General features: G+C 42.4%; 11 protein-coding genes, 2 tRNA genes and 4 pseudogenes. 3 read left to right on the top strand and 14 right to left on the bottom strand.

The window, feature by feature from the left end; genetic code table 11:
* Positions 1-10: 10 nt before the first annotated feature.
* From AB3Y94_RS12920 to AB3Y94_RS12880, 9 genes are all read right to left on the bottom strand, one after another.
* Positions 11-904 (bottom strand): DNA adenine methylase, encoded by an 894-nt coding sequence (locus AB3Y94_RS12920; RefSeq protein ID WP_367296562.1) that lies wholly within the window; start codon positions 902-904, stop codon positions 11-13.
* Positions 905-1,341: 437 nt separating this feature from the next.
* Positions 1,342-1,415: transfer RNA gene (locus AB3Y94_RS12915), tRNA-Ile, on the bottom strand.
* Positions 1,416-1,425: 10 nt separating this feature from the next.
* A tRNA-Ser gene (locus AB3Y94_RS12910) sits at positions 1,426-1,483 on the bottom strand.
* Positions 1,484-1,550: 67 nt separating this feature from the next.
* On the bottom strand, positions 1,551-1,979 hold the full coding sequence (locus AB3Y94_RS12905; RefSeq protein ID WP_367296561.1) for a transcriptional regulator: 429 nt from the start codon (positions 1,977-1,979) through the stop codon (positions 1,551-1,553).
* A 141-nt stretch (positions 1,980-2,120) separates the two neighbouring features.
* Complete coding sequence (locus tag AB3Y94_RS12900; protein ID WP_367296560.1) at positions 2,121-2,336, bottom strand: hypothetical protein; 216 nt, start codon at positions 2,334-2,336, stop codon at positions 2,121-2,123.
* A 93-nt stretch (positions 2,337-2,429) separates the two neighbouring features.
* Positions 2,430-2,738, bottom strand: coding sequence for a hypothetical protein (locus tag AB3Y94_RS12895; RefSeq protein WP_367296559.1), 309 nt, complete (start codon positions 2,736-2,738; stop codon positions 2,430-2,432).
* Between the two features lie 30 nt (positions 2,739-2,768).
* A complete protein-coding gene (locus AB3Y94_RS12890; RefSeq protein WP_367296558.1) occupies positions 2,769-2,960 on the bottom strand; it encodes a hypothetical protein in 192 nt (63 codons plus the stop codon).
* Positions 2,941-3,360 (bottom strand): hypothetical protein, encoded by a 420-nt coding sequence (locus tag AB3Y94_RS12885; protein WP_367296557.1) that lies wholly within the window; start codon positions 3,358-3,360, stop codon positions 2,941-2,943. The genes AB3Y94_RS12890 and AB3Y94_RS12885 overlap by 20 nt, the downstream gene beginning before the upstream one ends.
* A 5-nt stretch (positions 3,361-3,365) precedes the next feature.
* The gene (locus AB3Y94_RS12880; protein ID WP_367296581.1) at positions 3,366-3,680 is read right to left on the bottom strand and encodes a VRR-NUC domain-containing protein; all 315 of its coding nucleotides are present in this window, start codon (positions 3,678-3,680) and stop codon (positions 3,366-3,368) included.
* 269 nt (positions 3,681-3,949) lie between these two features.
* On the opposite strand from AB3Y94_RS12880, the gene AB3Y94_RS12875 reads away from it, so the two are divergent.
* On the top strand, positions 3,950-5,002 hold the full coding sequence (locus AB3Y94_RS12875) for an IS30 family transposase (RefSeq protein WP_367294742.1): 1,053 nt from the start codon (positions 3,950-3,952) through the stop codon (positions 5,000-5,002).
* Positions 5,003-5,211: 209 nt separating this feature from the next.
* On the opposite strand, the pseudogene AB3Y94_RS12870 reads toward AB3Y94_RS12875, so the two are convergent.
* Positions 5,212-5,685, bottom strand: a pseudogene (locus tag AB3Y94_RS12870) (phage/plasmid primase, P4 family); the annotation flags it as partial.
* Positions 5,678-5,879: pseudogene (locus AB3Y94_RS12865) on the bottom strand (transposase); the annotation flags it as partial. The pseudogenes AB3Y94_RS12870 and AB3Y94_RS12865, both read right to left, overlap by 8 nt.
* Positions 5,880-6,204: 325 nt before the next feature.
* Between AB3Y94_RS12865 and AB3Y94_RS12860 the strand changes: the two are divergent.
* Both AB3Y94_RS12860 and AB3Y94_RS12855 read left to right on the top strand, forming a co-directional pair.
* Positions 6,205-8,340 carry a DUF262 domain-containing protein gene (locus AB3Y94_RS12860; RefSeq protein ID WP_367296556.1) on the top strand — a complete coding sequence of 712 codons (2,136 nt, stop codon included), beginning with the start codon at positions 6,205-6,207 and terminating at the stop codon, positions 8,338-8,340.
* Positions 8,341-8,442: 102 nt separating this feature from the next.
* Positions 8,443-8,628 (top strand): annotated as a pseudogene (locus AB3Y94_RS12855) (type II toxin-antitoxin system mRNA interferase toxin, RelE/StbE family); the annotation flags it as partial.
* Positions 8,629-8,745: 117 nt separating this feature from the next.
* Here AB3Y94_RS12855 and AB3Y94_RS12850 read toward each other — a convergent pair.
* The 3 genes and pseudogenes from AB3Y94_RS12850 to AB3Y94_RS12840 form a co-directional block, all read right to left on the bottom strand.
* Positions 8,746-9,945: a restriction endonuclease subunit S gene (locus AB3Y94_RS12850; RefSeq protein WP_367296555.1), complete on the bottom strand. Its 1,200-nt coding sequence runs from the start codon at positions 9,943-9,945 to the stop codon at positions 8,746-8,748.
* A complete protein-coding gene (locus tag AB3Y94_RS12845) occupies positions 9,935-11,557 on the bottom strand; it encodes a type I restriction-modification system subunit M (protein WP_367296554.1) in 1,623 nt (540 codons plus the stop codon). The genes AB3Y94_RS12850 and AB3Y94_RS12845 overlap by 11 nt, the downstream gene beginning before the upstream one ends.
* 13 nt (positions 11,558-11,570) lie before the next feature.
* Positions 11,571-13,463, bottom strand: a pseudogene (locus AB3Y94_RS12840) (type I restriction endonuclease subunit R); the annotation flags it as partial.

The following is a 13,463-nucleotide window of genomic DNA, read 5'->3' as shown; positions in this document are numbered from 1 at the left end:
AACATATTTACTAACGGACTACTCTTAGCAGCAACTCATCTCTACGCTTGTTTACTCCAGAAAAGTTTATTTTTTTGCCAAAATTAAAAGCCACCTCGGTATGAGGTAGCTTTGTGTATTCGCTAATATAAATTTCTTTTGCTGGGCATTCATGTAGATACCAATTCTCAAATGCTTTATGGTCGAATCCACCATAATCATACTGAGTCCCAACGTATGATGGATCACAGTAAACAACGTCATCAGTATCGATGACTAGTTCGCGATAGTCCTTTACAGAATATTCCAGTTGTTCCAACCGTACAGTTTGCTGCAGTCGCTCCAGTTGTTGCAGTCGCTCCAGTTGTTGCAGTTGGTCAAAACGAGAATTAATATTCATTTGTTCTCGTCGCCATTTATGGAATAATCTGTACTTCTCACTAATTGTATTAGCATTTAAAGAATAGTTATATAATTGGTCAAATTCTGTTCCAGTGTTTCCGTAAAATAGTGCCTTGGTTAGCAATAGCTTTTCCTCTTCACTTTTTTTACTCCACAAATAACTCTTCTGATTATTACTAAATGAATAAGCAATCAACACTAACATTCGTTCGATCGAATCAGGTTGATTATCTCGCCAATCAAAAAATTGTTCTCGTGTTAATGCTACGTAATCCATCAAGTTAAAATGCGGTTTGTCATTAATTAATGCTCTTAATAGCTCAACCACGGTTTTCCTTCGGTCATTATATATTACTTCTTCGTATTTTCCGGATGAAGCAGCCGTCAAACTAACACATCCACCACCACCGAATATATCAACCAATCGTTTGCCATCGGGTAGGGCTTCCATAATTTGTTCAACCTTCTGTCCCTTGTTGCCAACGTATGGCAGCCCACGCTTCCATTTATCTTTTAATTTCATTGTGTCTATGTATTCCTTTCAATTGCATATTAAAAGCGCCATGCTGTTTAGCACGACGCTCACGTTTCTTCTTATCATCCAACCAACGCTCCAAGTCACGATAGCAACGATTCTCTGCTGGGCTAACGTAGCCATACTCAGTGTGTCGCATGTAACCACACTCCCAACACAATAATGAGTAGCACCATCAGCAGGCCGAATATTAAGTTGTCCCGTTGATAGTTTCTCATTGCTACTCCTCCAAATTAAAAGGCCGCCTCGTTAGAGACGACCGTATATGTGATTGGTGTGGAATCGAACCACACGCGGTTATGAACCTCCTGACGTGGACTTTTTCTATTTTCATCCACGTTTCAACCACCCGTCGACTTACGCTTTTAAGCTTAGCGTATAGAACTCGCATTTTGGTATTGCGCAATACCGTGGTTGCTGACCAATGGACCATGTAGGATTCGAACCTACGACCGAACGGTTATGAGCCGTCTACTCTAACCAGCTGAGTTAAAGGTCCTTAATAACAATACGTGTAACGGGAGTCGAACCCGTATCTTCTTTGCTCTGCCGTTGAGCTATGCACGTCCATTTCATCAATCGCTTATGTTACCAATTTACACCCAAACTAGGGGTCAAAAATACCAGTTTAGTCTCAATTCATAGAGTAAAGTCCCAATTGTTTTGCACAGCTTGAAATGAATTGCTTTTTCAATCTAAATGCAGTTGCTCGACTGCACCCAATCAAGTGGTTCACAACTAGTCCATCAATCGTATATCGAGGCCGTTTTCTGAAATACAGCTCGTCAATAATAATCTCGGTGTCTTCTCCCACTTCATCTAAGCAGTCATCGATAACTTGGCGTTGCTTCTTGAGTGCGTTAATCCGCTTATCCTCATCTATTGTGATAATTAACCGGTCTTCGCTATCGTCGAACCCGTTCTGTGCCCGACCACCGCCAACATTCTCATCAACCGGCGTTACCGGATAACGTAACTCCTGTTCACGTTGTTCAATGTACTTATCAATCTTAGGATAATCCCGTAAGATGTCCTCTACCGTTCTAATCGTCGATCGTTTCACCCATCATTCCTCCATCTTAAGCTTATTTTAAGTTTGCTTTAATGTTAATGGCATAATGTTTTGTTTGTTGGCCACGGAGTAAGAGTTAATTTTAGAAGCCAATTTGGGGTGAGGGCTGTTACGTCAGCCCTTTTTTGCTGTCTAAAATGGCCGTGTAAGCTCGTGTAGCACGTTAGTAATCTCCACATTGCTCAGCATACCCAAAGCAATGTAAACTTCCTTAGGCACGCTGTGATCGCTTAATTTGGATTGAAACTCAGCCAGCCCCATCAATACATCGTCTTCTAGTACCAATGATTCCAGATAGCTAAGCAGCATACGTTGGTTGCCGTTCATTGCGTCGCGCGTTTTATCCAAGATTAGTCCTCCCAATCATCTGATTCTTCTAGCTCAATTCCTGCGTAATTTATAAAGTCATTAATTGTTTGATTGACAGCGCGTTTTGCCATTTTATCCCCCCTGGAATACACACGAAATAACTGCTTCATGTAAATCTGCAAGTAGCTTCCTATTTCGTGTGTATTCAATAGAGCCTTGGCTAGCTTTCTTAACAAGAATTGTTTTTTCTGGTAATTTAAGTTCAGCAGCAGCTCTATTTGCTATTGATGTTGCCTGGTCCATGTCGGTCAGAACAGAAAGTGCTTTGTCAGGGTCATCCGTTTCACAATATTCAACGTAACCGCTAACTAGACGACGATCCATCCGCTTAATATAGGAATGACTCTTGTTGTTATAAAAAACATAATTTTTTTCATTCATGCTATTTTCCTCCTACATGAAATATGAATTTTATCTCATTGTCAGCTCATGGATAACCTGGTTGCGTTCCTTCGCTGACAATTTGTTAATCGCGTTGCGCTGGCTATCGCCCAGCTTGATAAAGTGATTGCCACACCACACCAACGCCTGTGCCACATCGCCACCATAGCTTGCCATGCCTTGCAGCACATATTTGCGATACTCAATCTGTTCGTGTGTCATGTTCTGCCTCCCGTAGCTTCACTCGCATGCAGCGCACCCAATCTTTGTCGCGTCCCATAACACTAGCAATTCCTTTATTGTTAGGCCAATCCATGTGATCGAGGTTGTATTTTAGCTGTGCTAATTCATCTGGCGTGGCTTGGTAATCCAATTCGTCACGACTTTTCATTTTTCCACGTAATTGCTTTAGATAATGCGGTGACTTTGACCGTTCTTGTGCAATATATTGGATGGTGTATCCACGGAGAATCAGGTGGCGTAGGATATTATTTTCTGCCGTATGCTGTTCCTCATCTTGACCGCGGATTTCTTTTTTAACATCTTCCGGCCACTTATCTGGATCGTCGCCATAATTGGCGTAAGCAGCTCTAATTTCAGCCATTTCCTTGTTTGATGACATAACTTTTACTCCTTATCAACAATTTTTAACGCATCTTCAACTGATCGTGCAACACCATATAGAACTGGGTATTGACTAATAAACTTTTCAAACTGTTGCTGGTCTTTACGCAGCCGTCCACGAGCGTTTTTGCACTCAATCAATATCATCTTTCCATCCGAATGACGGAATCCAGTAATATCAGGCCACCCCTTAGGAAACAGGGCAATTGTTCGGCCATCTTTAGTTTTAACTTTTCCAGCATTACTTCGGCATACGGTTGTGCCGCTTTTTGATAACTCTAGTAAAATTTCATTTTGAATCTCATGCTCTGATTTAATGGTCACACCTCCAATATGACGGATGGTGACGGATAAGGTGACGGATGGTTAAATCGCTGTATGCGTTGGCGCAGTAAGTGTTTATCCGATTTTTTTGTCAGGTGACGGATAAATCAAAATAAACTCTTTCTCCTATATATATTTTTTTACTTTTTATATACTACTTTTATACGGCGAATTTTATAATCAAGTTAGCCACTTGAAATTTAGGACAAAATAAATACACCAAGACGTAAATCTCAGGTATCATTGGAGTTCTCACACAAACAATGAAAGAGGTCTTCGTCTTGATGCAAGAACAGCTTACCATGAATCGTCCCAAGGGTCACCATCTAACTTTGAAAGAGCGTGGAAACATTGAGGTCTACTTTAACCACGACAAGCTTTCTCGGCGGAAGATTGCTGAGTTACTTGGCGTTAGCCCGCAAACCATAAACAACGAAATCAAGCGAGGCTTGGTAACCAATAAGAAAATCGTTAACGGTAACGTAGTCTTCTATGAGGTCTACGTGGCGGAACTAGCCGACCAGCGGTACCACGAGAACCGCAAGGCCTGCCACAGGCCTTGTAAGTTCTTCCAGGCGGCTGACTTTATAGCCTTCTTTGTAGAACACTTTAAGACTGATGGCTGGGCTCCAGATGCTGCTGTAGGCCGCGCCAAGGTGTTAAACCTTTTTCGGCCTGACGAGATGGTCTGTACCCAAACGTTGTACAAGTACATCGACGAACAACTTTTAGAGGTCTGTAACTTAGATCTTACCGAGAAAATGCGGCGGCGACTACCCAAGCACGTTAATCACAAAAATAAGCGTGTAATGGGACGGAGTATTGAAGAACGTCCGGCTGAAGTTGACTCTCGCAAGACGTTTGGTCATTTCGAGATTGATACTATCGTTGGTAAACGTGATGGCCATGAGAGTGTGATTATGACCCTGATTGAGCGTCAAACTCGCTTCCAATTTATCCGTCTGATTGACGGGCGTGACGCCGATTCGGTTGAGTACGCCCTGCGAGAAATCCTCGCAGAGTATGGACCAGTTATCAAGTCGATCACCGCTGATAACGGACCTGAGTTTGCCTTGCTGAGCGAGGCATTGCGTTCAGTGGCACCAGTCTTTCATACGCACCCGTTCACCTCTAGTGAACGGGGAACCAATGAGGTCCATAACCGGATGGTCCGCTATGACTTTCCCAAAGGCATGTCCTTAGACGCCGTAAGTCCTCGGGCTGTTGCTAGAACAGCGGACAAGTTGAATAACACACCTCGTCGTCTGCTAGGCTTCCAGACTCCCGCCGAACTCTTCGCCGCCGCCTGCGGCTAGGCTCCTCGCGCCACCAACTTCAACCCCTGAGAATCCCTTGGTATCAGTATTTGGTCCTAGTGACTAACTTGTTCTTGCAATTTGCGTACTACTTTTATACATTTATCCGTCACCTAAAGAATAAAGAGTAATAATAGTAGTAGTACCAAGGGATTGAGCGATTTTTTTATCCGTCACCCATCCGACACCTTTTGAGTTTATCCGTCACCTTACTTAATCCAATTTAGTCTTTGGTCTGTTTTTATTCGTATCCCTGAATAAAATCTTCCATGTTTTGTTTTCTTAAATTCAAATTTCTGCCGCATTTCCCGGCCAAATTTTTGCTTGCTCATCGAGTATTCTGAATTTTCATTAGCCCATGACTGATATTTCTTAAAAAGTTCACCAGCCGGAGCTCGGTAACTATCACTCACTTCACAGCAATCATCCACAAATAAACTAATGACATCCATTTCCTCACGATATTGCCGACTAGCGTTAGTCACACTCGCTGGTGGGTTTAATCCCTCCCTCTGCCACATTAAGGCGCCTTCTACGATCCAATTTAAAATTCCAATTGACTCACGTTGAAGCTTATACTTTAAGTCCTTATCAACTTTACCTGTCGGTATTTGAACCTTGAATGGAATTAGCATTAATCGCCGCCATATACCGTCATCTGTGCCTCGGATGATTGGCTTGTGGTAAACCATTAATATCAACCGCCATATGACGCTTAATCCCTGAAATCTTTTTGCCGCCATCGTAGCCACTATTTTTCGTTAAATCAGTGGTTTTAACACTTTGAGCATCAACAATCACAAACGACGTTCGGGCCGATCGGCCCTGTGCAAAGCGATAGGAAGCAACATTTTTTTAAAAACCTTTCTAATAGCGAATCAGCTGTCGGGTCTGGTTTATCTCGCCACATATCGTAATAGCGGTAGACAGTGTGCCATTCCCTGTTCTTAATACGTTATATGTGGATAAGTATCCCTCAGTTGTTGGACGAGCATTGGGATTCCAAGACATACTTGCAACTGAAATAATTTGGTTTTGACTAAATGTTCCATCATTTTTTTCGACAGTTTTCTTATAAAGTTCACCCAACTTACGCTTTTCCCAAGCGTTCCAAGCAAACTCCAAGAACATCAGCAACCAAACTTCGCCACAACCCCACATCTCTGGTATGCTAATACCCGGAGAATGCTAGCGATCAATTAGTGTCAATCAATTTGAACCAGCCAGCAAAATACTACTTTGGGGTGACAATTTTGAAGGGCAATGCAGAGCTTATCGTCAGTCAGGTGATTGCGAATAATAGGACTATCAATATTCCAGTTTATCAACGGCGCTATAGTTGGCGGCGGGAACAGTTGGAACGGCTTGTCGCGGATTTGAAGACGGCTTATGCGAATCAACGCGAGCGATATTTCTTTGGAAGTTTAATTTTGAACGCCACTGGTGACACTAGTACAGTAGATGTCATTGATGGTCAGCAACGACTGACCACTGTTTCGTTATTCTTGATTGCTATCCGTGATTTTTTAGGACCAAGTGATGTGGATTATCAACGAATTAACGAAATGTTTTTAATAGACAGGTTTGATCGGGATTCAATCGCGAAGAATCGATTGCATCCGGTACCTGGTGATGAGGAACAGTATGTCGATGTACTAGTTAATGGTATTTCAGCTGCGGATACGATTTTCAAAAGCACCTACGCTTATTTTTGGAATGTTTTGCAGCAGGGAGACTTAACAGTTCGTGAGTGGCTTTCCTTATTGGAACAGCGGTTGCAAGTTATGAACATCGTTGTTGATCAGTACGATGACGCTCAATTGATCTTTGAAAGTTTAAATTCGACTGGTATGAATTTAACGGAATCAGACAAGATCCGGAACTTTTTGCTGATGGGCTTGAAGGGCGATCAACAAGCAACGGCTTTTCAACTATGGCAAGAGAACGAGCGCCTAGTTGGTAGTGAGGAGCTCTCGCGGTTCTATCGGCAGTACTTGACCTCTTTGGCTCGGAGCTCAAAGCCGGTTAAAGAAAATGAGATTTATAGCGATTATCGCCGTTTTGTGGGCTTGACCAAAGATTTTGATCAAATTGCTCAATTGAAAAAGGAGAAGGCGGCAGCCAAACTCTTTGCGGAAATCACGTCGCCAGCGACTGTTGACATCAAAGATCAACGAGTCAAATCACTTTTGATTAGACTCGGTCATTTGAATAACGATATTTTGGTGCCGTACTTATTGCAGGTGTTTGCAAAAACGCGTGATGGCGCGCTATCGGCTGATCAGTTAGTTGAAGTATTGAAGGTTTTGCTTGCCTATCTGGCCCGGCGGCTTTTTATTGGCGTCCCCACCACTGGGCTGAATTTGCTGTTTGCCGCGCTGGATCGCCAAGTGGAGCATTATGTTGACCAGGCTAAGGTTGATTATGTTGGAGGCTTGAAGTTAGTGTTGATGCAGATCGTTAAAGAAAATAAACGTTTTCCAACAGATAAATCTTTAAAAGACGCGTTGGTCGAGAAAGATTACTACCGCATGAGTTCTATGTCACTGTGGTTCATTCTAGATGAACTGAATAATGCGAGTGGTGAGGAGCAGGACTTATTCGATGCGGCGCAATCTGGTAAGTACTCGATTGAACATATTATGCCGCAAGTTGTGAATAGTAGTTGGCAGAAGGCTTTGGGGACCGATTGGCGACCGGTCCACAATGTTTGGTTGAACCGACTAGCTAACCTGACTTTAACTGGGTTTAATGGTCAGATGAGCAATAGACCTTATATTGAGAAGCGGGATATGGAAGACGGTTATCGTAAGTCAGGTATTAAACTTAACCAATGGGTAGCGCAATTCGATAAGTGGGATGAAGCAACTTTACAAGAACGGCAGGCTGATTTGTTAACAAGAGCGTTAACAGTTTGGCCACGTCCCAAGGTGTCAACTCAGCTTGCGAAAGACGATCCAAATTCATGGGATACGTTGGATATGATTCTAGAAGCCAACCCAACCGGCACTAAGCCAGTTGCTTTCAGTTTTGTTGATGATCAGGTGGTTCAAATTAAAAGTTGGACTGATTTATACAATCAACTGATTGACCTCCTGTGGGATGCTGACCCATCTAACTTTTTTGCCATGGCCAATAGTGATGAAAGCCTTGTTAAACATGTTAATGAAGTCGAGGCAGATCAACGTTACCGGCAACTAGGTGATTCTGACGTTGCCGTCTACGCAGGTGGAGATAGCGCTGGGAGTCGGGTACAACACATCAAACGATTGTTAGCTGGCAGTGATCATGATTTGTCAGAAGTAAATGTTAAAACGCGTAAAGTTAAACATTCATAACATTAAGTGGTGTGTGACACGTCAATAAACCGAAAAGGAGTCCTTCATGTCCCCAATCGACACCATCAACCGCGTCATCAACATGGTTTCACTGGTCATCCTGTTTTGAAACAGATTAAAGATCATGCATTAAAAGGAAATTGGCGTGGCTATCGTGAATTTCGCCCTGCCAGATATGGCAACTATGGTAAAAATTATGACAACTGGATTGTTATTTATCAGCTAGATCATGATGAATTGATTTTGTTATTGGTTGCAACTGGCTCCCATGAAATCTTGAATCAATAGCTATAGTTTAGGGGCACTTATAAAAGAATAAATTAAAATAGCCCCCAATATCTATAATGTAGATATTGGGGGCTATTCTTTCAATGTTTTTGAGGGGGTATTTGTTAATTATAGCCCCTATACAAACATCTTTTGTAGATACCCTTTTTTTAGTTCTTGGAGTTTTTCAAGCTTACGTTGATTGGCAGCGATGGAATCATCTAACATTTCAAGCACTTTACCAATCTTCATTTGTTCATTTAGAATTGGAATTTTTACTTTTATCGGGCTAAATTGCTTATATTTTAAGTTCCAAGTATCTGAAGTTAAGCCTTGAGAATTCTTTTGGAAACTTTGAAGCATTGGGGTTAGTTTAAAAAGATATGAAATGAACTTTGTATCAGTTTGCTTTGATGGTTTAAGGACAGTATATGCTGGGCTTACAATACCATTCATTTCAGAAACTCCACTTGCACCTTGCCACATTCTCATAGAATTATATGCTATATCACCTTCAAAAACCCTCTTATAGTGTGATTTATCTGAACTCGAATTATCTTTCCTATCAAGGGAATCTGCAGGAACAATGCCTGAATCAACGGTTATGGATAGCATTTTATATTGTCCCGAATTGGCTCGTTCATTTCGCTCAGAAAATATGTCCCCCAACTTTCGCTGTTCCCAAGCGTCAGCAAAACCTGAAAATCTTAATTGTGGGAACTTGCTGCCATTTTTGGGGAACATTTTTTGCAAGTAGCCTTTTTTCTGTTCCTTGAGTAAATCTAACTTACGTTGATGAAGAGCGATAGTGTAGTCTAACCGCTTGAAGAATGAACCGATTTTTTCTTGCTCAGAAACATCACTAGGATAATTGATCTTCAAATCACTAAATTCTCTAAAACTGATGGATTTGCCGTCACGAATTCCAAATGTTACGGTCTTTAATGATTCAATGAACTTAAAGCTTTTAAAAATATACTTCCAGTACAACTTATTATGTGCTGTCAGATTTTTCAAATCAAAAATAGTATACGCGGGACTAGAAATACCAAGAACCTTTGACAATTCAAATCCACCTTGGAAAGATCTCAAACTGATAACGAAATCTCCGGGATGAATCACTTTGTATGATGACAGAGTTGATTTGTCATACTTGATATCAATCGCTAAGTCATTTCGTAATACTACACCTTGATCTTGAGTAACTGATAGAACCGGCAAATCTTCTCTATTACGTTCATTAATAGGAGTGAACAAATCCTTAGACTTACGCTCTTCCCAAGGATCAGTGAAACCTTTAAATCTTAATTGCGGATATTTAGCCTGGTTATCTTTCATTGTGGGCCTCCGGTTTTGACTGGTCATTCACCTGGGTGGTCACTAACTGGCTAGCTAATTCATTAAAGGCTTGTTCATTCTGACTGATTTCCTCGTCCAGTTGCTTTAGATCAGCTTTGACCTGGTTCAGATCAATCTCGGGTTCCGGTTCAAATGTATCAACGTAGCGCGGAATATTTAAGTTGTAGTCATTCTCCTTGATTTCCGCCGGTGAGGCCACATGAGCATATTTATCGACATCTTGCCGGTTTTGATAAGTGGCCACAATTTTTTGAATATTGGCTGCCGTTAGCTTATTTTGATTCTTGTCCTTTTCAAATTCCCGTGACGCATCAATAAACAAGACGTCATCAGTGGTTTTATGTTTCTTTAAAATCATGATTAACGTTGGAATACCAGTGGAATGAAAAATATTGGCGGGTAGTCCAATAATGGCATCAATCCGGTTATCTAACAGGAGCTTTTGGCGAATCTTGCCTTCTTTAGCCCCCCGAAATAACACGCCATGGGGTAAGACGATGCCCATAGTCCCGTGTTCCTGCAAATGATAAAAGCCGTGTAGCAGAAAGGCAAAGTCGGCTTTAGATTTAGGTGGTAAGACGCCATAGTCGCGGAAACGGGGATCAGACAAGCGTTTATCACTGTTATCCCAGTGTGCCGAGTAGGGCGGGTTCATGACGACCGCATCAAATAAGTAAGGTTCGTCAACCGGCCAATCTTTACTTAACGTGTCACCATTGCGTAAGTGCATATCGTCATACGAGACTCCATGTAACATTAGGTTCATACGGGCCAGGTTATAGGTCGTGGTGTTCAATTCTTGGCCGTGATAACTCACTAAATTGGGGTCTTGCACGTGCTGTCCGACATTTAATAGCAGCGAACCAGAACCAACTGCTGGATCATAGACAGTCCGCAATTGGTTGTCACCTGCATTGCGCTGATAAGTCACAATCTGGGCAATAATGTCGGACACCTGTCGTGGGGTATAAAATTCCCCCGCCTTCTTACCAGAATCACTAGCAAATTGCGCGATTAAGTATTCATAGGCGTCACCTAGGACGTCGCCTTGATGATGGATAAGATCAATCGCATTTAAAGCTAACATAGTATCACTAATAGTTTGGTTCCGTTGTTGTAAAGAACTGCCTAATTTATTACTACTTAAATCCACATCGGCAAACAAGCCCGAAAAGTCTTGCGCTGAAGATAGATTTTGTGTCGACTGTTCCAGATCATGAAGTGCTTGAGATAAATCGTCTAACGCAAAAGTGTGGGCTTGAATCTTGCCAATCAGGGTGGTGTACAACGCTTGTGGTTGAATTAAATAGCCGAGCGTGTTTTGCAAATACTCCACTAAACTGGGCTGCACCGAGACGCCTTCCAATTCAAACTGAGGATCCATATACTGAGCATATTTCCGGGGGACATTTTCGGTTTCGCCTGACCAATCACTAAAGGTCGTTAAGGTTTTCTCAGATAGAAACCGATAAAAAATTAACCCCAATAAATAATTTTTATATTCAGAAGCGTCCATTTTCCCGCGTAAGACATCGGCCGCATTCCATAGGGCGCTTTCAAGTTGACTAGCTTGAGTTGTTTTTTCTGACATTGTTTAACCTCACTTATTTTTGTAGATAAATTGCTAAATCGTGTTCAATAAACTGCCGCCAAGCGGCCTGGGACTTAATCCGGTATAGTGGCAAAATAGCTGGAATCTTCGGCCCAGTGGCAGTTTGAGCTTGTAAGGCCGCTGCTAAATTCGCTGACTGCGTTAATTCTTGTTCATGATGCCATTCATCGGTACCCACGGTGTGTTCACGTGCCACCCGCAATAGGGCTGTTTGATCTAAGCCCCACGTGTGGGCGAATACCGACGTTTTTTTGACCAATTGTCTCTGGGCATAATCAGCCACCAACTCCCGAGCATTCAACGCTACTGGTGCTTTATTTTGGTCACTCTGTTGCTGAGACTGTTGCATTTGTTGCTCAATATAAGGCATGGCTTCGCGAATTAACTGGGCCTGTTGCGGTTGCGTTTCCGCCAATTTATTCAAACTAGCCTGTACTTTGGCACTGTTTTGCAGGTAATCTGTCATATGCGCTTGGGCCTGATCGGGTGTCGAGTACCGTTGCTGTTCATCAATCCAGTCTTGAATTAATTGCGTCAAATAATCATAGTCCACCAAGACGACTGAGCCAACAGCTAAGGAAAAGTCTAAGGCGGCTAATTCTTCGGGGATTTTCTCAGGCTCTTGGTTAGTAACCGCCGCTTTAATTCGCAAATATTTACCCGTATAGGATTCTACTTCGGGCTGAGCGATACCAAAGGCCTTTTCACTGTTTTCCCAAGTGAAATCGTTGTACATCGATAAGGAATTCAATTGCTGATTCACTTGGCGAAAGGCTTTCACAAACTGTACCTTGGCAGTGGTTCCTTTCAGGTCATCGGCCGCCGTCGGCGTTTGAGCAATGGCTTTTAAATCCACCACAGCCTTTTGAAATTTTAAGACGGCCTGCTGATAAGTGGGACGAATGATGACATTAAACGAGCCTTCGCCACTATATAACTTGTAAGCTTCACGTTCATTCGCTTCCATGATTGCCGGCACCCGAAAGGTCACGATTTGACCCTCTTGTTTTAATTCTCGGTTTTGGAGCCGGTTAGTGCGTGAGTAAGCTTGAATGAGTTCTTGATAGGCTAGGGTACGGTCAACAAAGAGCGTGTTTAGCCGAGGGGCATCAAAGCCTGTTAATAATCGCCGCACCACAATCACTAAATTAATTTCTTGATCCGTTTGTAAATGAGCAAAGACCGCCTCACGCCGGGCGGCCCGTTTCGCGACATCTTCGTTGTAGAGATTCAAATCGACTAAATCAAAATTAGTGTGATACTGCTGATTATAATCTTTTAAAATGGTGGCCATTTGGTCATGTTTTCGCGCACTCTGATCTTCGTTTTCACTTAATGAATAAGTAATCGCAATTCGGGGCCAATCAGGATCTAGCTGATTGTGAATAGTCCTTTTAGCGGCCTTAAAGGCTTGATAATAGCGTTGCGCCATTTCAATGGAGCTGGTGGTCAAAATAGCATTGTAGTTGCCATGACCCAAACTCGTTTTACGCGGGCCTTTTTGTAAAATATATTGAACAACTTGGTTAATATGTTCATCGGTCTCAAAGTCAGCCGGAGTTAAATACGTTTCTTCCAAGTCCTTTACTGACATCGCTTGAATCTTGGCTTGAATTTTTGCTTCATCAGCTGTACTCAGCAGGCGGCCTTGCTTATCGCGACGTGCTTTGACGCGCTGGGTTTCTTTCTCGAGGGCCCGGGTTATTAACGTATCTTTGCCAATTGTTGTTACATGTTCGACGTTAAACGGTAACACGGCTTGGTCCTCTAAGGCATCTCGCAAGTTATAAACGTGACAGACTTTACCAAATAGCTCCTCAGTCGTGACCGCTAGATCACCCTTGAGCTGTTTCTTATTTTCATTAAAGATGGGGGTGCCGGTGTA

It is taken from the genome of Levilactobacillus yonginensis, from assembly GCF_964065165.1.
Lineage (GTDB): Bacteria > Bacillota > Bacilli > Lactobacillales > Lactobacillaceae > Levilactobacillus > Levilactobacillus yonginensis_A.
Note: the sequence above shows the minus strand (reverse complement) of the source record. Positions and strands in the feature narration are given on the sequence as shown.